The sequence below is a fragment of the Sphingomonas sp. CCH9-E2 genome (assembly GCF_001557215.1).
GTDB lineage: Bacteria > Pseudomonadota > Alphaproteobacteria > Sphingomonadales > Sphingomonadaceae > Sphingomonas.
In genome coordinates, this window is sequence record NZ_LSJM01000070.1 from 1 (window position 1) to 20,318 (window position 20,318).

Below are 20,318 nucleotides of genomic sequence, written 5' to 3' on the forward strand. Positions count from 1 at the left end.
GTTCAGGGGAGGGCAGCCCGGACGCGATCAGCCGGGCCTACCAGCAGCAGGTTCATGGACGGATCGGAGCGCCGAACGCGGCCGTCGCGCGCCATGTGTCGCCGCTCTTTCGCACGCGACCGGACTTCTTTTACCGCAACTTCGTCGCCGCGAACCTGAGCCATGAGGCCTTTGCCGCGCGGATGGCCGGTTTGACGCGCGATCCGGCGGTGGGACGTCAGACGATGGGCTTGTTCGACTGAATTCGGGCGGAATGCTCGACGGCCGCCTGAAGCATCCGGCGTTTGCGCCATGCCTGGCGTAATTCCGGCGCGTCGCAGGGAAAGCCGTGGTCTGCAGCGAACTCCGCGACGCGCGACAGCTCGGTGGTGCCGGCGACATTGGCGAGTTCGCTGCGCAATCTGCTGTCGCGCTCGATCAATTCGAGAAAGCGCAGGGCATTGGCGAGCGACATCATCCGGCACTCCAGGCAAATCCACGGGCGCGGGCGTGGTAAAGCGCCGCGAGCACGGTGGCGGTGGTGAAGCTGCCATGGATGTCATAGGCATTGACGATCCGCGGTGCGGCGGGATCGGCACCGGGCACCGGAACGATCATCGCACAGCTTCCGGTCCAGCTGCCGTCGGGTCGCTGGGACCGCGCCAACCTATCGATGGCATCGGTCAACACACCGCTTTTCTCCGCCTCCGCATCGTCGAGCGCGGTACGGAGTAACCACGCACGATCGAACGCACCCTGACCGGTGTGCGTCAGTTCCGCGCAGGCCCAGCGCGCCGCAGCGTGCAGGGCAATGGCAGCCGACGGTGCCTGCGAACGGAGCGCCTCACACGCCAGTCCGGTCGAATAAGCGTCCGACCCGATCCAGAAGGCCGGCCAGCTCCCGTCCGCCGCTTGCGTCGCCCGCAGGTTCGCGACGGCCGCATCCAGTCCTGCAAGCGCTGCGGAAGCGGTCACCTCACCATGCCGACCGTGCCACTGATCATGCGCCGCGCTGTCCGGCAGTGGGCGTCCGATTTCGGCCAACAACGGCGCGGAGTACGTCACTGCCGCCCCATTGGCGTCAAGGTGCCGCGCCAAGAAGTCACGATTGGCCCGGACCCGGGGATCGTCGTCCAGCCCCAGGCGCTGCGCCAGGATCACGACCCAGGCGGTACTGTCGGCGTCGGGCGGTGCCTTGCGGTGATAGCCCCAGCCGGGCTCCGGCGCGCGACGGTTGCGCAGGATCGCCCAGGCGGAGGCGGCAGCGTCATGCGCCGCGGCGTCCTCAAGGGCGAGCAGATGGGCCCCGACATAGCCACTCACCCACTCGTCGCTGGCAAGATTGCCGAAGTCGAAATCGCGCCACAGCCCGTCCTGGGTCCGCTCGCGCAACAGGAACGCCAGCGCTCGGTCGATCACCTCACCCAGTGTCGTCGCAGCCAGACGCGCAGGTTTGTGCAACATGTCGCCAGCGCGAACCTCGCCACCGCGCGTCACGAGCGAAGGGCGGAAGCCGACATAGGCCTTGAGCGTCGGCGGCCGCCCCGGGACGAAGGTCGCCTTGATGTGGCTGGGGCCGCATTCGATCACGCTCGATACCGGCTCCGGATATGTGATCGCATCGATGATGCACGGGTCCGGCCAGTCCAGCGCGGTCTCAAGCGGGGAGAGGGTGCGCGCCCAATTCTGCAGCGCGGTCCATTGCTGCGTCGAGACTGCCCCCGGGCACACCGCGTCGGCGAGATCGCGCCAGCCCTCCTCGCGCGCAGGCCAGGTCGAGAAGAGATACTCGATGCCGAGCCGCGGCAACAACCGATCCGTCACGTCGAGACACACGGTCGCGCGATAGGCGTCGGCGATGATCCGGGTCGCCGCCTCGGGGCGTGCATCCAGTCCGATCTGTGCCAGGAACGGCGTCAATTCCGATGAGCGCATGCGTTTGATATTGAGACGCAGCGGGGTGTCGGCGCGCGAGAACATCGCACCAAGGTGCGAGACATGCGCGGCGTCGGGCAGCGCCATTGTGAGTGCTCGAACGACCGTGCTCTTCGCGGCGCGATCAGCGAGGGGCATCGCGTCCAGCAGGGCGTGCACGCGTTCGGGCGACGGCGGTGAGAGGCTGTCGAACTCCAGGAAGATCGACGGCGGCACATCGGCTGGCGCATCCGCGTCATATTCCAGCCATATGCTGGCGATGCCGACCCGGTCGCCGGTGATTAGCGCATGCAGCCATGGCCAGGGCTGACTTTCGGCGTCGGGCCGCGCCGCGATCATCTCGATCAGGCGACCGATTCCGGCTGTGTCGAGCACATGGCATTGCATCAGATCGACCGGAGCGGCCTCGTTGGTCAGCGAAAACTCGAACCCGCCGCACGCGACCGGCGGCATGCGCCGCGCAAGTTCGAGAGTGGTCGCAACCGCGCGTGGCACAAACGCCTCGTCCGTGAGCGGCTCCAGCAGCGCAATGACATCGGCAAAGCTCTGCGGCGCGGCGGACCCGGTCATTCGAAGCGGTCGTAGACAATGACGGCGGGGGCATCGCCGTCGATGTCGATCAGCTGCAGTCCCTTTGCCCGCGTCAGCAAAGCGCGAACCGACTCGCGCAAAAAGATGCGTGTCATCGGCACGCCGTCACAGGAAAAGGGGCCGACTCCGAACGTGAGTGCTGCGGTCCGCTTACGACTTGGGTCGAAGCTGTCGGGCTCCGCGAACTGATCAGCGTCGCGATTGGCTGCACTAAGGTCGATCGTGCTGAACTCCTTGCACCCAGGTGCCGATCCTTCCGCATGGTAACGGAAGATGGTCGGCAAGGGCGGGTAGAGCCGCATCAATTCCTCGAACGCGGCATCGGGGCTGTCGCCCCGAATGGCATTGGCGATTTCGGGTTCGTCGAGCGCAAAGCGAAGGATTGAGGCGAGGCTGCGATTCAACGAAGTTCCCGCGATCATGATCACCGCGCAGCTCATGATGATGAAGTCGCGCGACCGTTCATGCTCCTCTGCAAATGCGACCAGCGCGGCAAGCAGCCCGTCGGCCGTGTAGCTGCGCGTCGTCAGTGCCTGATCCACCGCGGTCACGACCGGGCGGTAGGACAGCCAGCCCTGCAGCATTTCCCGAACCGGAAGTCCGGTCACCAGCGCCTTGTAGCCCACTGCCAGCGCGTCCCCCAGTTGGGCAACGCGGAAATCCAGACCCAGCAGAGAATTGAACGCCGCGAGCGCCAATGGCGTCCCCAGCGCGCTTTCGACCGGTAGCGGTGTGCCCACCGGGTGGCGCTGCAACACGTCCTCGAATGTTCGGCGCACGGCGTGCAGATGGCGGGAGGCATAGTCTCCCATCTGATACCGTCGGACCATCGCCTGCAATTTGCGACGATCGGGGTCGAACGGATAGGCGCGGCGCATGCGCGCGACCATATGGCGATGGTAAAGCAGGATCGCGCCGATCTGCTGGCCGGACAGGTCGCCGCCGGCCAGCTCGGCCGGACTGATCGCCGGCAAGGCGAAGTCGCTGGACAGCAGGAGCGCGCGCGCGCATCGGCATAGCGCGCCACATCGTGATAGATGCAGCGCGGGGCTGCCGCCGGATCCATCATGGTCGTGCCCCGGCGATGTCGCGAATCAGATCGGCGGTTGCGGCGAGGTGCTCCAGTCCCCGGGGGCGGCGCAAGGCATAGACGGGAATGCGCCGCGCCATGTCCAAGGCTGCAGCAAGGCCGGCCTGGCGCGCGGGCAGCGACGGCGCAAACATCTCACCCGAAAGGTTCCGACTGAGCGCCAGTCCCGCCATGGGCTCGGCGAGGCGCTCTGCCGTGATCTGCCCGTCGTCCGAGCTGCCAAGCATGAAAATCGCGGTGAGCGGCAGCGCGCGGGGATTGGACCAGAAGGCGTGATTGCTGGTGTCGAGAAAATGCTTGGGCACGCGTGTGTTGGTGCGCCTGGGGCCGCTCGCCTTGCGAACCGCCGGATGTTTGGGATCGATGCGACAAAAGGTGGCGCCGTGATGAACCTGTTGGGTCGCCGGATCGATCGCCGCCAGATCGTCGGCGACGATGGCGTGCGACTGTTCGCGCAGATGGAGCGCCAGCGTGGTCTTGCCGGCACCGCTGGGACCGCAGATCGCGACCGCACTGTCGCCGATGCCGATCACGGCCGCATGCAGCGGAAAGAATTGCATGAGGGTGCGCAGCCGCAGCGGCATGAACGGGCTGACGAGGAATGAGGTCACCTGTATCGGATCGATGGGGCCGTCTTCGTGGATCGTGACAGACCCCGCCGCGAGACTATGGTCGATCCGAGCGCGCGCTGACCCGGCTTCATGGATGAAGACGCTGAATCCGTCGGCGCCCTGTCTTTGCAGCGACAGACGTCCCTCCTCGCCCGCAGTCGTTTGATAGACGACAGAAGCGACGCCCAGTTCCTCCGCTGACGCTGCGTAGCTGTCGTCGAGAGACAGAGTGAGACTTGGCGCGTCGGCATTAAGGCGATCGGCGGAAGCGAGTCCCCACAACACGCACGGGCAGATGATCCGATGCCCAAACAGCGCGTAAGCAGCGGTCACTCAGCACCCATTTAGGCAAACGAAATCACACTAACAGACATGAGCGACCGCAAGTCGGCCAGGCCCCCTTATATCGGGCGAACCACCCCTCAAGATGCGTACGCGGCAACCCCGGTGCCATCGTCGCTCGCGCCGGAACCCTGGTTGGCGACCAGATCAGCGACCGCGCCATATTCCTTGATCGAAGGCGCGGTGTAGACGGCGTTCACTTTAATGCTGCGCTGCTGATCTTTCATAATGCCCAACTCCCCCGAGCGTTGCCGTGATCTGTTACCGGTACCCTGGAAAGAAAGCAACAGATCGGCTAACTCAATCCGGACGACGAAACCTTAAGATTGGCCCACAACATGCGAACCGAACGAGCCCCGCTGTGGCGCCCGGCCAACCCTTCAATCAACCAGTGCGACGATTGCGGGAGTTCTGCACGCCCGGCTTCCTGAGTGGCCCTGCGCATCGGTGGCGGCACGCCCTTTGCCTGCGAAACGCCGTGAGGGCGCGCTCAGCTCAGCTTACGACCACCAGCTTCTTGCCGACCATGTGGTCGAGCAGGGTGTCCAGATCATTTCCCGCCAGCCGCGGATCGACGTCATAGGCCTGAGTGATTGCGTCGATCAGCTGCGCGCGCGTTTTACCTTCGCCCTGCAACCGACCCCAGATATGGGCCGCAACCGGATCGAGGCCAAAGGCCTTGTCACTGTCGGTATTGAGCAAAATCGTTTCACCCTCGACCTCGCTGAAGATGACGCTCTCAGATGCTCGGTAAACTGGGTCCGACATTTGACCTCAACCTTCTCCACCCATCGCCGCCCCATCGACAGCAGCGCCCGCATTTCCCACCGGAGCACGGACGGATGTATCCGCTTCATCGATGAAGACGGTGGACCCATCTCAGTAGAGGTCGGGCGACAAGCGGCAAGGGCTGACGATCCGGTGGCCGAAAAGCGTGTAACAGAATGTCAATCACCACCCTTTGCGAGCAGGCAAGGCCCGACCCGCGCTGTAAAGCGCAGACTGCCCCCGGGGGCCTCACATCCGCCCTATTCTCTGCGCAAAGCGTGCTTCAGGACGCGTAAGTTGCCCCGCCGCCATCGTCGAAGCTTCCCGACCCGCTGAAGGAGACCAAATCGACGACTGCGCCATAGTCCTTGACCGACGGCGTCGTGTAAGCTGCCTTGGGCTCACTGAGCTGCGATACATGTTCCATTGAACCACACCCCCCTGATCGTCTCGATCGTCGAATAAATTATGGTCGCCGGATTGGCAAGTCAGTGGGGCGCTCACCCTGCAATGGACGCGACCAGCTTTCGACCGGTCAGACTGTCGAGCAGGGTGTCGAGATCGCGCGCCGCACGTTCAGCATCTACGTCGTAGGCTTGTGTGATTGCGTCGATCAGCTGCGCGCGCGTTTTGCCTGCGCCCTGCAACAGACTCCAGATATAGGCCGCAACCGGGTCAAGCCCAAAGGCCTTGTCGCTGTCGGTATCGAGCAAAATCGTTTCGCCTTCGACCTCGCTGAAAATAACGCTCTCAGACGCCCGATAAACCGGGTCCGACATATGACCTCCATCGCCACTGTAGACTGCAATTCGATCCATTAGCGCCCCGGATTGTCGAGCACAAAGCGCCCGATCGACAGGAGCATGGGAATTTCCCGCCGAAGTGCAAATTGCGGATCGGACAGGACAATCGGGCTGCGCGCGGGCCATGTTGCGAGATAGCGACGGAAGCGCGCGAAATCGAACATCTCCGATAACAGCGGATCGCGGGAATAACGCTCGACCTCGTCGCGGATGCGCGGCAGGTCGCGGGTCAGCCGCAAATGCCAGTCCGCCGATTGTCGCCCGACTTCCAGGCGCTTGTTCAGCACCGTATCGGGCAATGCTTCGCGCATCGCACGACGTGCCAGCCAGCGCGTTTCGCGCCCGCGGCGAAACTGGTCGTCGGGCACCCCCAAGCACCATTCCAGCAAGGCGCGATCAGCCAGCGGATCGCGCAGGTCCAGCTCGTGCAACGCCGACCACCCGTAATTCGGCCCACCGGACGACGGGAAAATCTGGTATTTGAGCGTGATGAGCCACTGGTCGCGCACACGCCCGGTCATCAAGTCCATATCGGGAGCGAGTGCCTCAATCGCACGTCCCACGACGTTGCGCTCGGCAACAAAGCGCCGTTCGACTCCTCCCGCCTCCATCGGCATCATGCCCCTTCCGCGATGTCGGAACAGGCTGGCGCGGAGCCAGGAGGGGAGCGCAGCGCGCAATTCGCGCCGGACAATCCCCGCAGCCCTTCGCGCCGCCGCAGCTGGTCGACCTCCTGCGTCTTCCCACAGCTGGCGCGCACCGGCTGGAACTGACCAAGCGCGAAGCAGCTGTGCGGCGGCGTCTGCCCCGGCATAGCTAAAGCCGGCATTGCCCATGCCGCCGTCGAGGATTGTGCGCGCGCCCTGCGACCGCGCGCGACCGAACAGCATATCGGCCCAGATCATGTTCATGATGTTGCGCTGCGGCGCCTCCATCGCCGCGTGCACCCGGTCGATCACATCGAAAATGCCACGTCCGGCAGCATCGATCAGCTCCAGGTTGAGCGTCGGGCAATGCTCAGCGACGGCGGCGGCATAATGGCGTTCGTCGGCGAAGACATGCGCCTCGTGCAGACCATCCCAGTCCGGATCCGGGACGGACGTGTAGACCGGAAGACGCTGCTGTGATCCGGGCAGGTGCGCGCTGGCGAGCACCGCGACGCTCGTTGAATCAAGGCCGCCGCTCATCGAAACCGCAATGTCGCCGTCCGACCGCGTGACACTGGCGACCGCGCGCGCCAGCTTTTCCTTGAGCGCCTGGACATAGTCGTCGTCGGATGCGTACCGGACCGGGCGTATCCTGCTGCGCAGATCGTAATAGATCATGGACCGCGAAGCGTCAGCGCCGAAGGTGACGATCTCACCCGGTCCGACGCTGTGGACCCCGGTGAAACAGCTTTGCCGCCAGTGCAGATTGATCCCACAGGCGCGGTCGGTGATTGCATCGGTGTCGATCGTCCGCGCGATGCCCGGGACGGCATGAATGCCGCGCGGCATGGAACTTGCCACGACGCGCATCGCATTCGCGGAAAAGTGCAAGGGGCGGCGACCGAACGGGTCGCGGAACAGGGTCAGCTGGCGCCGGTCGCGATCCCAGATGATGCAGGCGAAATCGCCATACCAGCGCTCCAGCCCGTCCGCACCCCACCGGCTCCATGCGTGCATCGCCAGCACCGCGTCAGGCAGTCGAACCGCTTCGCGACCGCCGATGTTGAGCGACTGGCACAGATCGTCGCGATGATCGAGCCGACCGTCGAACAGGAGTGCCCATCGCCCACAATCGCTGCGGACCGGCTGAACCAGTGCGCGGTCTTGCGGCGTGACGATGCGCTGGGTGCAGACAAGGCCCAGCGGGCCGTCTGCGGTGACATGACGCGCGTCTGGGCCGTCATGCCGGAGTGCCTCCGCCATTCGTTCCAATGCGGTGGAATCGATCGTCTCGCCGCTGCGATTCCAGATTAGACCGAGGCCACTCACGCGGCAGTCCTGGGACGATTCTCAGTGCAACCGGATATAGCCCTCGCCTTCACGAGACTGCGGCGCACCAGCGCCCTCGACAAGGTCGCACCAGGCGTGGCCCTCCAGCATGTCCTTCGCATTCTTGCGCCACCCCATATAGACGGTCACCGGATAGCCGTTCGCGCGCAGGATATGCGCCAGCACCAGCGACCTGCGAAGACATTTGCGATCGTTTCCTATGGTGAACCGAGCGGCAAAGCGCACGATCTGGTCCGCCCGAACGGGATCGATCGCCTGCGTCCGGGGCCGATCCGCAACGGTGCTTTCGAACAGCCGTCGCGACCTTCGATAGCCCAACAGACGCAGCATGATCTCAGCCATGGGTAAGGCGACCACGGCAAATCCCAACGCGCGCCGTTCGCATGCGGGCCAGGCCATAAACCGGCTTAACCGATACCGTCCTATCCGTGGAAACATGCCTATCGGAGCCTTGGCGCAGATTCTACGTCGGTGGTAACGAACTGGTCGGCCTCCCGCCAGCCACAATGCGAATAGACGGCTGGTGTCGGAATTTCACCAGCCGGACGCATCCTCAATCGTCGAGCCACTCCGCACGCATCGAGCCCCGATGCCCCTCCGGCGCGAGCGTCGCGCGCAGCGCTTCCAGCAGCGGCGGCAGCGCCTGGGTGAAGGCATAGGGCGGATTGACGATGAACAGGCCCGCGCCGTTGTAGATGCCGGGCTGATCGGCGTCATACAGCCAATGCTCTACACCCAAGAATTTGGGGATGCCCAGCCGGCGCAGCTTGTTCTTCCACTGCTGGTGCGTCACGCGGTCTTTCAGCGGATACCAGATCACGGTCACGCCATGGGCCCATTTGCGGTGCGCCGCGGCGAGGGTGGCCGTGATCCGATCGCGCTCGTCGGTCTGTTCGTATGGCGGATCGACCACCACCACGCCGCGCGGCGTGCGGGTCGGTAACATCGCCAGCCACAGCTCATAGGCATCGCGTTCATGTACCGCTGCAGACGTGCCGCGCATCGCGCCACGCAGCGTGTAGGCGTCCTCGGGGTGTTTTTCGTTGAGGATCAGCACGTCCTGCTGACGCAACAGTTGCGCCAGGACCTGCGGCGATCCAGGATAGAGCTGCGGCTCCGCCCCGACATTCACGGCGCGCACCGCCGCGCGATAATCGTCCAGCAAGGGGTTGGTGTCGGCAAAGACCCGGACGACGCCCTGCGTCGCCTCGCCCGTGCGCTGCGCCTGCTCGCCGGCCAGGTCATAGATCCCGCAACCGGCATGAGTGTCGATCAGCGTCAGTGCGCCCGGCTTTTGCTGCAACGCGCGGATCAGCGCGATCAACAGGCTGTGCTTCACGACATCGGCGCTGTTACCGGCGTGGAAGGAGTGGCGATAATTCATTGAAGTCCGAAATCCTGCCGCTTGTCCTGAGTGCGCCACGCGCCGAGCCGAGCCTCAAATCAGCTTTCGTAGCTCGCGGCAACCGGCAGCCGCTGCCGCATGGGCCGGCAAAGCGCGCGACTAGGCCGCGTCACATCGCTCATGCTAGGGGCGCGGATATGTCCAGGTCTCACAACACTGCAGGGGCTGTCCAGGTTGACGGCACCCTCTACGATTGGCAGCTGCAGCGCGAACCGCATCTTTCGGATGATGCCGGTTGGCGCGGCATGACCATCTCCCTGCTCCAGCGCGATGCCCGACGCGAAGCGCAGGTCGAGTTTCCCCCACCCAAGCGGCTTTTGAAAGGGCTGCCGCGCGGTCGGCTTCAGCTCGACGACGCGACGATCGCACGCTGCGTCCGCGCCGCGCTGGCGGCGGGATGGGAGCCGGAGACGCGCGGCAAGCCGATGCAGTTCATGGTGGACTCAGACGGGAATTGACGGAGCCTTGGCGCTGCTCCGTACGGGGCGAGAACCTTTCCGATGGCGGAGAGGGTGGGATTCGAACCCACGGTGGGCTTGCACCCACGGCGGTTTTCAAGACCGCTGCCTTAAACCACTCGGCCACCTCTCCGCGCGGCTTGCGCCTTAGGGCGTTCAGCGTGTTTTCCGCAAGAGGGCGTGTTTTCGCCGCCATAGGGGGTTCATGCCCGCCGCGCGCTGTGGCAGAGAATGGCCATGCGTAGCTTCAAGACTTCGATGCGGCGGTTCGCCCTGATTGGAACGGCGGCCTTGGCGCTCGGCGTCGGCGGCGCGCCTGCCGTTGCGCAGGACGAGGCCGGGTTCCAAGCCTATATCAACGGCCCGCTGCGCGAACAGGCGCTGCGCGAAGGGGTCAGCGCCCGCACGCTCGACGCGGTGCTGCCAGGGCTCACCTACAATCCGCGCGTGATCGAGCTCGACCGCGATCAGCCGGGCAGCTCGACCGCGGCGATCCCGGCGTTCGCCCCCTATCAGGCGCGCCATGTCGACGCGGCGCGGATCAACCGCGGACGTGAGACCTATCGCCGGCTGCGATCGAAGCTGGAGCGGGTCGAGCGGGAGACCGGCGTCCCCGAATCGATCATGGTCGCGATCTTCGGGCACGAAACCAATTACGGCGCCTATACCGGCGGGTTCGACCTGCCGCGCAGCCTGGCCACGCTCGCCTATGAGGGTCGCCGCCGCAGCCTGTTCGCGGGTGAGTTTATCGCGACGATGAAGATGGTCGATCGCGGCGTTCCCCGCGAACAGCTCAAGGGCAGCTGGGCGGGCGCATTCGGCTATCCGCAGTTCCTTCCCTCGGTCTATCTGCGCCTCGCCCGCGATGGCGACGGCGATGGTGTCGCGAACATCTGGTCGAACGAGGCGGATACGCTGGCATCGATCGCGAACTACTTCGTCGCGGCGGGCTGGCGCCCGGGTCAGCCCTGGGGAGTCGCCGTCACCGTCCCCGCGAGCCTGGATCGCGCCGCGCTCGCCAACCGCACGGTTCCGACGCGCTGCACCCGCGTGTTCGAGCGCCATTCGCAATGGCGCAGCATGGCGGAATGGCGCGCACTGGGCATCGTTCCGCAGTCGGGCAGCTGGCCCGCCGGCCATATTCAGGCGACGCTGCTGGAGCCGGACGGGCCGGGCAAGACCGCCTATCTGCTCACCGGCAATTACCGGGTGATCCTCGATTATAATTGCTCGAATTTCTATGCGCTTTCGGTGGGGCTGCTGGCCGATGAAGTCGAACATTAGTGTCGTCGCCATGGCCGCGCTGCTCGGCGCGTGCGGCTTTGGCGGGGGTGACGATCTGGAAGAACTGCCACCGGCACCCGCCGCGCCGCAGGCCAAGGCTCCGGCTGCGCCCGGTGCGGGCTATGGCGCGCCCGAAGGCAGCCCCGCGACTGGCGAAGGCCCGCAGGGCAGCTCGCGCCTGCGCCCGGGCGAGGAGCGCTATGACCGTGTCGGCTATGCCGGCTATGCCGGAGCGGGGGAGGGCGTTTTCGCGCTCAGCGGCGTGCTGCCACAGGGAAGCCATGCCGAAGTGACCGCGCTCGACAGCGGCAAGACGATCCTCGTCCTGATCCGAGGGCAGGGCAATGGATTGATCGAGCTGTCGGGCGGTGCCGCGCGGCAACTGGGCGTCAGCGGCAATCCACCCGTCCGCGTGCGCCGCGTCAGCGTGACCGGGCAGGATGCAACGATGCTCGCCGCCGGCCAGGCCGCGCCGATGCGCGCCGACGCGCCCCCGGCACTGCTCGCCGGGCTGCGCCGTCGCCTCGGCGAGACGCCGCGCGAGACAGCGGCCGAGCGACCGACCCGGCCCGCCACCCGACCGACACCGCGCCCCACGCAAGCGGCCACGCGCGGCCTGTTCGTGCAGGTCGCGGCGCTGTCCAACGCCGCCCGCGCCCGCGCGCTCGCCGACGAGCTGGACGGCAGTGTCCGCCCGGGCGGCGGCGTCTACCGCGTCCAGCTCGGACCCTATCCCAATAGCAGCGCCGCCGAACGCGCGCGTGCGGATGTCGCGCGGCGTGGCTATGGCGATGCGCGCATCGTTTCGATTCCCTGAACCCTCAAGCCCCGGACCCCATGATCCCCATGAAGAAGCTGATCCTCGCCGCCACTGCCGTCTCGCTCACGCTCGCGCCCGCCACGGCGCAGACGCCCCCGTTCGAGACGGCGGCCCCGGTTGCCTATCTTGAGGATCTGTCGTCGGGCGCGGTACTCTACGCCAAGGACGCCGACCGCCCGATGCCGCCCGCGTCGATGGCGAAGATGATGACCGCCTATGTCGCGTTCGACCTGATCAAGCAGGGCAAGCTCAAGCTGTCCGACATGGCCGACGTCCGACCCGAAACCTGGCGGAAATGGCATGGTCCGTCAGCGGGTTCGACCATGTTCCTGTCACCGGGTTCGAAGGTCAGTGTCGAGAATCTGCTCAACGGCATCATGGTCGTGTCGGGCAACGACGCGTGCGTCGTGCTGGCCGAGCATATCGCAGGGACCGAAGCCGCGTTCGTGAACCTCATGAACCAGAAGGCCAAGGAAATCGGCCTCAAGGCGAGCCGTTTCGGCACCTCCAATGGCTGGCCGGACGAAGGGCGCACCGTCGTCACCGCGCGCGACCTTGCGACGCTCGCCAAAGCGACGATCACCAACCATCCGGACCTCTACAAGCGCTTCTATTCCAAGGAGAGCTTCACCTACGGCACCACCATGGGCGGCGCGCCGATCACGCAGGCGAACCGCGATCCGCTGCTGGGTCGCGTGCAGGGGGCGGACGGCCTCAAGACCGGACACACCGAAGAGGCCGGCTATGGCTTCACCGGGTCGGCGGAGCAGAACGGTCGCCGCCTGGTGATGGTCGTCGCGGGCCTCAACAGCTTCAATTCGCGGATCGAGGAATCGGTCAAGTTCATGGACTGGGGCTTCCGCGCCTGGTCGTCGCGCAAGCTGGTGAGCAAGGGCCGCACGGTCGAACAGGCCGATGTCCAGCTGGGCGATGCGTCGCAGGTCGGGCTCGTCGCCCCGCGCGATCTCGCCATCGCCATCCCCTCCGGCGCGAACCCCAATCTGCGCGCGACCGTGGTCTATCAGGGCCCGATCAAGGCGCCGATCAAGGCGGGCCAGCATATCGCCGACCTCGTCGTCACCTCGCCCGGCCTCCCCGAACAGCGCCTGCCGCTGGTCGCCGCCGCCGATGTCGGTGAGGCCGGCTTCTTCGGTCGCATCTGGGCCGGCCTGCTGTCGCTGTTCGGCGCGTGAGGGGCGTCTTCCTCAGCCTCGAAGGCGGGGAGGGCGCGGGCAAGTCGACCCAGGCCAAGCGGCTCGCCGCCGCGCTCGAGGCGCGCGGCATCCATGTCGTGCTCACCCGCGAACCCGGCGGGACCGAGGGGGCAGAGGCGATCCGCGGCCTGTTGATGCAGGGCGCGGTCACCCGCTGGAGTGCGCACACCGAAACTTTGCTCTTCGCTGCCGCGCGCGCCGATCATGTCGAGAAGCTGATCCGGCCTGCGGTTGAGGCCGGAAGCTGGGTCGTGTGCGACCGCTTCGTCGACTCGACCCGCGCCTATCAGGGTGCGCAGGATATCGATGACGCCGCGATCCTGGCGTTGCACGGCTTCGGGTCGAAGGGGCTGCTGCCCGACCGCACGCTCGTGCTCGACCTGCCCGATGGCGCGGGACATGCCCGGTCGCTGGAGCGCGACGGCGGGGCCGCCGACCGCTTTGGCGCGCGCGGGCCGGACTTCCATGCGGCCGTCGCCGCGCAGTTCCGTGGCATCGCAGCGGCCGAGCCCGATCGCGTCCGGCTGGTCGATGCCTCGGGCAGCATGGATGACGTCACGACGTCACTGATGGACGCGCTGGCCGACCTGCTGCCATGACGTCAACCGCCCCCAATGCCGCGGCAAAGGCCGCGTTCCGTGCCGCCATGTCGAGCGGACAGCTGCATCACGCCTGGCTGATCGCGGGTGCTGAGGGGCTGGGCAAGGCGACCTTCGCCCGAGCTGCCGCCGCGCGGCTGCTGGCGGAAGGGGCGGGCCAGGTCGCGCCATCCGACGGCTTCGACCTGCCCGAGGACAACCTGACCCGCAAGCTGATCGAGTCCGGTGCTCACCCGGATTACCGCGAGCTTGTGCGCCTGCCAAAGGACCCCGACAAGCCGGGCGAGAATATCGCGCGGTCGATCAACATCGCCCAGATCCGCGCACTCAACCCGATGTTCGCGACCAAGCCGAGCATGTCGAGCCGCCGCGTCATCGTCATCGATGCGATCGACGATGTCGAGCGCCCGGGTGCCGCCAACGCGCTGCTCAAGAACCTGGAAGAGCCGCCGGCGGGGACGATTTTCCTGCTGGTCAGCCATTCGCCGGGGCGCCTGCTCCCGACGATCCGCTCGCGTTGTCGCGTACTGCGCTTCGACCCGCTGCCCGATAGCGAGGTCGCGGCGGCAGTGCGTGCGGCGATGCCGGAGGCAAGCGCGGCGGAAGTCGAGGCGCTGGTCCGCGCGGGGCAGGGGTCGCCGGGTCGCGCGCTCAGCTTCGCCGGTCTCGACCTTGCCTCGATCGACAGCGAAATGGCCGCGATCGCCGCGCGCGGCGACCCCGACAACGCGATCCGCGCGCGCCTCGCCCGCACGCTGGGCACGAAAGCCGCGCAACCGCGCTACGAGGCCTTCCTCGCCCGCGTCCCCGCCTTCGCCCTCGCCGAGGCACGCGGACGGCACGGGGCGGCGCTGGCCGAGGCGATTGCGGTCTATGAGGCCGCGTCGCAGCTCGGCCCGGTCGCGCTCGCCCAATCGCTCGATGCGCAGGCGACGGTGTTCGAAATGGGCGGGATTATCGCGCGGCTGGCGAAGCGTTAATCTCGCTCTCCCAGCGGGAGAGGGAAGGGGCCCGCCGCCGAAGGCGGTGGGAAGGGTGAGGGTGATACTTCCGCACCGCCCCGCATTGTTCTAGAGCGCCCCCATGTCCGAACCTTATTACATCACCACCGCGATCCACTACCCCAATGGCAAGCCGCATATCGGCCACGCCTATGAAATGATTGCCGCCGACGCGATTGCGCGGTTTCAGCGTCAGGCCGGGCGCGACGTGCGCTTTCAGACCGGCACCGACGAGCACGGCCTCAAGATCGCGCAGACCGCGCGCGCCCGCGACCTGACCCCGCGCCAGCTTGCTGATGAAATGTCAGCTTATTTCAGTGATATGGCGCGCGATCTGAATATTTCATATGATCGCTTCATTCGCACCGTCGATCCCGATCATTATGCCGCCAGCCAGGCGATCTGGGCCGCGATGGAGGCCAAGGGCGATCTGTATCTCGACCGCTATGAAGGTTGGTATTCGGTCCGCGACGAAGCCTTTTACGAGGAAAAGGAGCTGACCGAGGGGGAAGGCGGCGTCAAGCTGTCGCCGCAGGGCACCCCGGTCGAATGGACCGCCGAGGAAACCTGGTTCTTCCGCCTGTCGAAATATCAGCAGCCCTTGCTCGATCTCTACGCCGCAAACCCCGACTTCATCCGCCCTGAGCGCTCGCGCAACGAGGTGGTGAAGTTCGTCGAGGGCGGCCTTGTCGACCTGTCTGTCTCGCGCACCAGCTTCGACTGGGGCGTGCCGGTGCCGAATGCGCCGGGGCACGTCATGTATGTCTGGGTCGACGCGCTGACCAACTATCTCACCGGCACCGGCTATCCCGATGTGGACAGCGATCTCGCGCGCTACTGGCCCGCGAATCTGCACCTGATCGGCAAGGACATCACCCGCTTCCACGCGGTCTACTGGCCCGCCTTCCTGATGTCGGCCGATCTGCCGCTGCCCGCGCAGGTGTTCGCGCACGGATTCATCCTCTATCGCGGTGAGAAGATTTCCAAATCGGGGCTCGCGCTTATGGAGAAGCCGCCGGTGGTCGATCCACTGAAGCTTGCCGGACTCTACGGCGTCGATGCGCTACGCTACTTCCTGCTGCGCGAAGTGGCGTTCGGCAATGACGGCAGCTTCAGCGACGAAGCGATCGTGACCCGCGCCAATGCCGATCTCGCCAACAGCTTCGGCAATCTGGCGCAGCGGACGCTGTCGTTTATCGCCAAGAACCTCGAAGGCGCACTGCCTGTGGCCGGACGCAGCGACCCGGCCGACGCCGAATTGCTCGCGACGATCGAAGAAGCGGGCCGCGAATTCCGCACCGCGTTCGACAGTCTCGCGCTCAATCAGGGGCTTGAGGCGTGGATGCGCGCCGTGTTCGCCTGCAACCAGTATATCGACGTTCAGGCGCCGTGGGCGTTGCGCAAGACCGACCCGGAGCGGATGCACGCCGTGCTTGGCACGCTGGTCCGCGCGATCCGCGATCTCGCGATCCTGGTCCTGCCGGTGATCCCCGAAAGCGCCGGCAAGATCCTTGACCAGTTGGGTCAGGACGGTCGCGACCATGCGGCGCTCGACAACAAGGGCTGGTATGAAGACGCCGTGGCGTCAGGTTTCCGCCTCGACCCGCCGACCGGCGTGTTCCCGCGCCTCGTCCTTGCGGAGGAGCCAGCGGTATGAGGCTCGCCGACAGCCATTGCCACCTCAACTACAAGGGCCTTGGCGAGCAGCAGCCCGAGGTGCTCGCCCGCGCCCGTGAAAGCGGCGTGGTCGCAATGCTCAACATCGCGACGCGCGAACGCGAATGGGATGAGGTGCTGGCCACCGCCGAGCGCGAGGCGGACGTCTGGGCCACGGTCGGCATCCACCCGCACGACGCGGACGAGCACCCGCATATCGACACCGCCAAGCTGGTCGCCCGCGCCGCGCACCCGCGCGTCGTCGGCATCGGCGAAACCGGCCTCGACTATTATTACGACCATAGCGACCGCGCCCAGCAGCAGAAGAGCTTCCGCGCCCACATCGCCGCCAGCCGCGAGACCGGCCTGCCGTTGATCGTCCACACCCGCGATGCGGAAGACGACACCGCCAACATCCTCGCCGAAGAAATGGGGAAGGGGGCCTATCCCGGCGTCATCCACTGCTTCACAGCGAGTGGAGAATTTGCCGACAAGGCACTGGAACTGGGCTTTTATATCTCCATATCGGGGATCGTGACGTTCAAGAACGCCCGCGACCTTCAGGAAACCGCCGCGCGCCTGCCGCTCGACCGGCTGCTGATCGAAACCGACGCCCCTTTCCTCGCCCCCGTGCCCCATCGCGGCAAGACCGGCGAACCGGCCTTCGTCGCCGACACCTGCCGTTTCCTCGCACAGCTTCGGGGGATGGACGCGGAGGAGCTGGCCGAGGCGACCCGCGAGAACTTCCATCGGCTGTTCGCAAAGACACTGACGACCCCGTGAAGGTCCGCATCCTCGGCTCAGGCACGTCTTCAGGCGTCCCCCGCATCGGCAACGACTGGGGCAGCTGCGATCCGACCGACCCGCGCAATCGCCGCACCCGCGCCTCGATCCTGGTGGTGGCCGGCGCGACCCGCATCCTTGTCGATACCAGCCCCGACCTGCGCGAGCAGCTGAACGCCGCCAATGTCGCGGATGTCGACGCGGTGATCTGGACCCACGATCATGCCGATCACTGCCACGGCATCGACGATCTGCGCCAGTTGATGCATCTGCGCGGCGCGCCAGTGCGCGGGCTCGCCGACTGGAAGACGCAGGAACGGCTGCGCGACCGCTTCCGCTATGTGTTCGAAGGGGGAGGGCCCTACCGCCCGACGGCGACGATCGAGACGCTGCGCGACGGCATGATGATCGGCGATATCCTCGTGCGCACCGTCGATCAGCCGCATGGCGGGATCACCAGCGCCGGCCTCCGCTTCGAACACGCCGGCAAGTCAGTCGGCTATGCAACTGATTTCAATATATTTACGGATGAGATGGCGACGCTCTACAGCGACCTCGACCTGTGGGTCGCCGATGCGTTGCGCCGTGAACCGCATCCGACCCATCCGCATCTCGCGCAAACGCTGGCCTGGGCGCAGCAATGTCGTGCGCGCCGCACGGTTGTGGTGCACATGGATCATTCGATGGACTATATGACCCTAAAGGCCGAGCTGCCCGCGGGGGTCGAGCCGGGCCATGACGGCATGGAGTTGCACGTTTGACCGAAATGCAGATCATCCAGCTGGTCTCGCTCGTCGGGTTCCTGGCACTGGTGCTCGGCTCGCTCAGCGTGCGGAACATGCAGTTCGGCTTCATCGTCAAGACGGTGATCGGCTGGGCGGCGATCGCCGGCGTGATCACCCTCGTCGTCATCAACAAGGATTGGATTGGCTCCCAATTCTCCGGCGCCGCTGTGCAGCTTGGCCTGTCCGATCCCGAGCAAGCGAGCGAGGGCGAAATTGTTCGCATTCGAAAGTCGCCGGACGGCCATTTCTGGGCGCGCGTCCGCATCAATGGGGTCGAGCGACGGATGCTGGTCGACAGCGGCGCCAGCGTAACGCTGCTGAAGGCAGACACCGCACGCGCCACTCAGGTCGCGTTCGACGGTGGCCCGCCAATCCGGATTCAGACTCCACGGGGACTGATCGACGCAACCCAGGCACAGGCAACCGAGTTGGCAATTGGGCCGATCGCCACGTCGCGGCTCGACGTACTGGTGGCTCCGAACGAGGAAGCGTTCGACGTGCTGGGCATGAACTTCCTGTCGCGCCTCAAATCGTGGCGGGTGGAGGGGAACGTGCTGATCCTCGAACCGCATAGCGATGCTAATTTAACATAATGTATATTATCGGACTTAAGCCATGAGCGAGCAGGCGGTCTCCCCCGCATCGGATCACCGCGAAGTCACGCCCCCCGGTATCGAACGGCTGATGGCGATCATGGCGCGGTTGCGCGATCCGGTGACCGGCTGCGAATGGGATACCGTCCAGACTTTCGCCACCATCGCGCCCTATACGATCGAGGAAGCCTATGAGGTCGCCGACGCCATCGCGCGCAACGACCTCACCGATCTCAAGGACGAGCTTGGCGACCTGCTGCTCCAGGTGATCTTCCACAGCCGCATGGCCCAGGAACTCGGCGCATTCGACCTGTCCGACGTCGTCGCGGGCATCTGTGACAAGATGGAGCGCCGCCATCCGCACATTTTCCGGGGCGCGGAAACCGGCGGCCATCACCTGTGGGAACAAATCAAGGCCGAAGAGCGGGGGAGCAAGGGGACGAGCGGCACGCTCGACGGCGTCGCGATCGGCCTCCCCGCCCTCACCCGGGCCGAAAAGCTGCAAAAGCGCGCCGCGCGCACCGGGTTCGACTGGACCGACCCGGCCGATGCCCGCGCCAAGATCGACGAGGAGCTCGCCGAGGTCGAGAGCGCGACCAGCGACGATCATCGCGCCGAGGAAATCGGCGACCTGCTCTTCGCCACGGTCAACTGGTCGCGCAAGCTCGGCATCGACCCGGAAGCAGCGCTGCGCGCCGCGAATGCCAAGTTTGAACGCCGCTTCCGCGCGATGGAGGCACAGGCGGGCGACGCGTTTGTCGGTTTGTCGCTGGATGAAAAAGAAGACCTTTGGGTCGCGATCAAATCGGCCGAATGAGGTTCAGGCCGACGCGCCTTGCGGCTCGACCGCCATCAATGTCGTGCCGTCATATTTCTCGGACTCGGGCAGATACAGCCGGCTGATCGCGAAGTCGCGCTCGGTCAGCGCCAGGCTCTTGAGCCCGTCGACCTTGAAGGTCCCGAACTTTTCTTCGCGCGGGATCACGAAGTTACGCGAAACCACCTGCGCGTCGACATAGAGCGACCCGCCGCGCGTGTAGAGAATGTGCGGCGCCAGCACCATGCGCGTGCGATTGTAGATCGCGTTCATGCATTTCTGCCTGACGATCCCCTCCAGCACGATCGGTGTCGGGTTGGGCGTGGCCTCCGCCCCCTTCTCGGTATCCATCGCAACAATATGGCGACTGTGCTGCATCGCAGCAAGTCACGACGCGCGGCCTAAGTGAAATTACGGACGCATCGTGCTAATCCCGCCGCCACGGCAGGTCGATCAGCCACGGTTTGGGCCGCCCGGTCGGCTTGGCCGTCCCATCGAGCCGTTCGGCGCGCAGAATCTTCACCCGCTGCAGGATCATCTGCCCGCGCATCTCCTCGCGCCCGCCACCGGTCGGCATCGCCAGGATCTTGTGCACGACATCCATCCCGCCGACCACCCGCCCGAACGCGGCATAGCCGAGCTTGCCCGGCCGCGCGTCGAGCGCCGGGTTGTCGCCGATCATGATCGAGAAATTGCCATGCGCCGAATCCGGGTTCACCGATCGCGCCATGGAGATCGTCCCGCTCAGATGCCTGATCCCCGTCTTGCTGGTCGGCTCGATCGGCAC

25 protein-coding genes and 1 tRNA gene are annotated in these 20,318 nt (G+C 65.8%); 12 read left to right on the forward strand and 14 right to left on the reverse strand.

What is annotated here, in order from left to right:
- On the forward strand, nt 1–242 hold a 242-nt coding region (locus AX681_RS22320), incomplete at its 5' end, for a hypothetical protein (protein ID WP_197424228.1).
- Here the strand turns inward: AX681_RS22320 and AX681_RS03870 are convergent.
- The 11 genes from AX681_RS03870 to AX681_RS03910 form a co-directional block, all read right to left on the reverse strand.
- Complete coding sequence (locus AX681_RS03870) at nt 218–457, reverse strand: Nif11 family protein (protein WP_066655980.1); 240 nt, start codon at nt 455–457, stop codon at nt 218–220. The two genes, AX681_RS22320 and AX681_RS03870, sit on opposite strands and share 25 nt — an antisense overlap.
- The gene (locus AX681_RS03875; RefSeq protein WP_066655977.1) at nt 454–2,484 is read right to left on the reverse strand and encodes a prenyltransferase/squalene oxidase repeat-containing protein; all 2,031 of its coding nucleotides are present in this window, start codon (nt 2,482–2,484) and stop codon (nt 454–456) included. Before AX681_RS03875 ends, AX681_RS03870 begins: the two co-directional genes overlap by 4 nt.
- On the reverse strand, nt 2,481–3,479 hold the full coding sequence (locus AX681_RS03880) for a cytochrome P450 (protein WP_066655975.1): 999 nt from the start codon (nt 3,477–3,479) through the stop codon (nt 2,481–2,483). Before AX681_RS03880 ends, AX681_RS03875 begins: the two co-directional genes overlap by 4 nt.
- A 91-nt stretch (nt 3,480–3,570) precedes the next feature.
- Nucleotides 3,571–4,539 carry a hypothetical protein gene (locus AX681_RS03885; protein ID WP_066655973.1) on the reverse strand — a complete coding sequence of 323 codons (969 nt, stop codon included), beginning with the start codon at nt 4,537–4,539 and terminating at the stop codon, nt 3,571–3,573.
- 89 nt (nt 4,540–4,628) lie between these two features.
- A complete protein-coding gene (locus AX681_RS21785) occupies nt 4,629–4,775 on the reverse strand; it encodes a hypothetical protein (RefSeq protein WP_156442545.1) in 147 nt (48 codons plus the stop codon).
- Between the two features lie 268 nt (nt 4,776–5,043).
- Entirely contained in the window at nt 5,044–5,316 is a 273-nt protein-coding gene (locus tag AX681_RS03890) for a PqqD family protein (protein ID WP_066655970.1), read from the reverse strand.
- A gap of 283 nt (nt 5,317–5,599) precedes the next feature.
- On the reverse strand, nt 5,600–5,743 hold the full coding sequence (locus AX681_RS21790) for a hypothetical protein (protein WP_156442543.1): 144 nt from the start codon (nt 5,741–5,743) through the stop codon (nt 5,600–5,602).
- Between the two features lie 73 nt (nt 5,744–5,816).
- Nucleotides 5,817–6,095 (reverse strand): PqqD family protein, encoded by a 279-nt coding sequence (locus tag AX681_RS03895; protein WP_066655967.1) that lies wholly within the window; start codon nt 6,093–6,095, stop codon nt 5,817–5,819.
- A gap of 38 nt (nt 6,096–6,133) precedes the next feature.
- On the reverse strand, nt 6,134–8,095 hold the full coding sequence (locus AX681_RS03900; protein ID WP_156442541.1) for an asparagine synthetase B family protein: 1,962 nt from the start codon (nt 8,093–8,095) through the stop codon (nt 6,134–6,136).
- A 21-nt stretch (nt 8,096–8,116) separates the two neighbouring features.
- Nucleotides 8,117–8,554: a lasso peptide biosynthesis B2 protein gene (locus AX681_RS03905; RefSeq protein ID WP_082737783.1), complete on the reverse strand. Its 438-nt coding sequence runs from the start codon at nt 8,552–8,554 to the stop codon at nt 8,117–8,119.
- Between the two features lie 115 nt (nt 8,555–8,669).
- Nucleotides 8,670–9,500 (reverse strand): 23S rRNA (adenine(2030)-N(6))-methyltransferase RlmJ, encoded by an 831-nt coding sequence (locus tag AX681_RS03910; protein ID WP_066655960.1) that lies wholly within the window; start codon nt 9,498–9,500, stop codon nt 8,670–8,672.
- Between the two features lie 158 nt (nt 9,501–9,658).
- On the opposite strand from AX681_RS03910, the gene AX681_RS03915 reads away from it, so the two are divergent.
- Nucleotides 9,659–9,979, forward strand: a complete 321-nt coding sequence (locus tag AX681_RS03915) for a hypothetical protein (RefSeq protein WP_066655958.1) — start codon at nt 9,659–9,661, stop codon at nt 9,977–9,979.
- A 43-nt stretch (nt 9,980–10,022) separates the two neighbouring features.
- Here AX681_RS03915 and AX681_RS03920 read toward each other — a convergent pair.
- Nucleotides 10,023–10,112, reverse strand: a tRNA-Ser gene (locus AX681_RS03920).
- A gap of 125 nt (nt 10,113–10,237) precedes the next feature.
- Between AX681_RS03920 and AX681_RS03925 the strand changes: the two genes are divergently transcribed.
- From AX681_RS03925 to mazG, 10 genes are all read left to right on the forward strand, one after another.
- A complete protein-coding gene (locus AX681_RS03925; RefSeq protein ID WP_443026113.1) occupies nt 10,238–11,263 on the forward strand; it encodes a lytic murein transglycosylase in 1,026 nt (341 codons plus the stop codon).
- A complete protein-coding gene (locus AX681_RS03930) occupies nt 11,247–12,080 on the forward strand; it encodes an SPOR domain-containing protein (RefSeq protein WP_156442540.1) in 834 nt (277 codons plus the stop codon). The genes AX681_RS03925 and AX681_RS03930 overlap by 17 nt, the downstream gene beginning before the upstream one ends.
- A gap of 29 nt (nt 12,081–12,109) precedes the next feature.
- Nucleotides 12,110–13,276, forward strand: coding sequence for a D-alanyl-D-alanine carboxypeptidase family protein (locus AX681_RS03935; protein ID WP_066656110.1), 1,167 nt, complete (start codon nt 12,110–12,112; stop codon nt 13,274–13,276).
- Nucleotides 13,273–13,896, forward strand: coding sequence for a dTMP kinase (tmk, locus tag AX681_RS03940; RefSeq protein WP_066655953.1), 624 nt, complete (start codon nt 13,273–13,275; stop codon nt 13,894–13,896). The genes AX681_RS03935 and tmk overlap by 4 nt, the downstream gene beginning before the upstream one ends.
- Complete coding sequence (locus tag AX681_RS03945; protein WP_066655950.1) at nt 13,893–14,876, forward strand: AAA family ATPase; 984 nt, start codon at nt 13,893–13,895, stop codon at nt 14,874–14,876. The genes tmk and AX681_RS03945 overlap by 4 nt, the downstream gene beginning before the upstream one ends.
- Nucleotides 14,877–14,979: 103 nt before the next feature.
- Nucleotides 14,980–16,554, forward strand: a complete 1,575-nt coding sequence (metG, locus tag AX681_RS03950; RefSeq protein ID WP_066655948.1) for a methionine--tRNA ligase — start codon at nt 14,980–14,982, stop codon at nt 16,552–16,554.
- A complete protein-coding gene (locus AX681_RS03955; RefSeq protein WP_066655945.1) occupies nt 16,551–17,336 on the forward strand; it encodes a TatD family hydrolase in 786 nt (261 codons plus the stop codon). The genes metG and AX681_RS03955 overlap by 4 nt, the downstream gene beginning before the upstream one ends.
- Nucleotides 17,333–18,097 (forward strand): MBL fold metallo-hydrolase, encoded by a 765-nt coding sequence (locus tag AX681_RS03960; RefSeq protein WP_066655943.1) that lies wholly within the window; start codon nt 17,333–17,335, stop codon nt 18,095–18,097. The genes AX681_RS03955 and AX681_RS03960 overlap by 4 nt, the downstream gene beginning before the upstream one ends.
- A gap of 5 nt (nt 18,098–18,102) precedes the next feature.
- Nucleotides 18,103–18,714: a retropepsin-like aspartic protease family protein gene (locus tag AX681_RS03965; protein WP_066655941.1), complete on the forward strand. Its 612-nt coding sequence runs from the start codon at nt 18,103–18,105 to the stop codon at nt 18,712–18,714.
- A gap of 22 nt (nt 18,715–18,736) precedes the next feature.
- On the forward strand, nt 18,737–19,531 hold the full coding sequence (mazG, locus tag AX681_RS03970) for a nucleoside triphosphate pyrophosphohydrolase (protein WP_066655939.1): 795 nt from the start codon (nt 18,737–18,739) through the stop codon (nt 19,529–19,531).
- Between the two features lie 3 nt (nt 19,532–19,534).
- On the opposite strand, the gene AX681_RS03975 is transcribed toward mazG, so the two are convergent.
- A complete protein-coding gene (locus AX681_RS03975; protein ID WP_066656109.1) occupies nt 19,535–19,882 on the reverse strand; it encodes a hypothetical protein in 348 nt (115 codons plus the stop codon).
- 76 nt (nt 19,883–19,958) lie between these two features.
- On the reverse strand, nt 19,959–20,318 hold a 360-nt coding region (locus tag AX681_RS03980; RefSeq protein WP_197424229.1), incomplete at its 5' end, for a peptidylprolyl isomerase.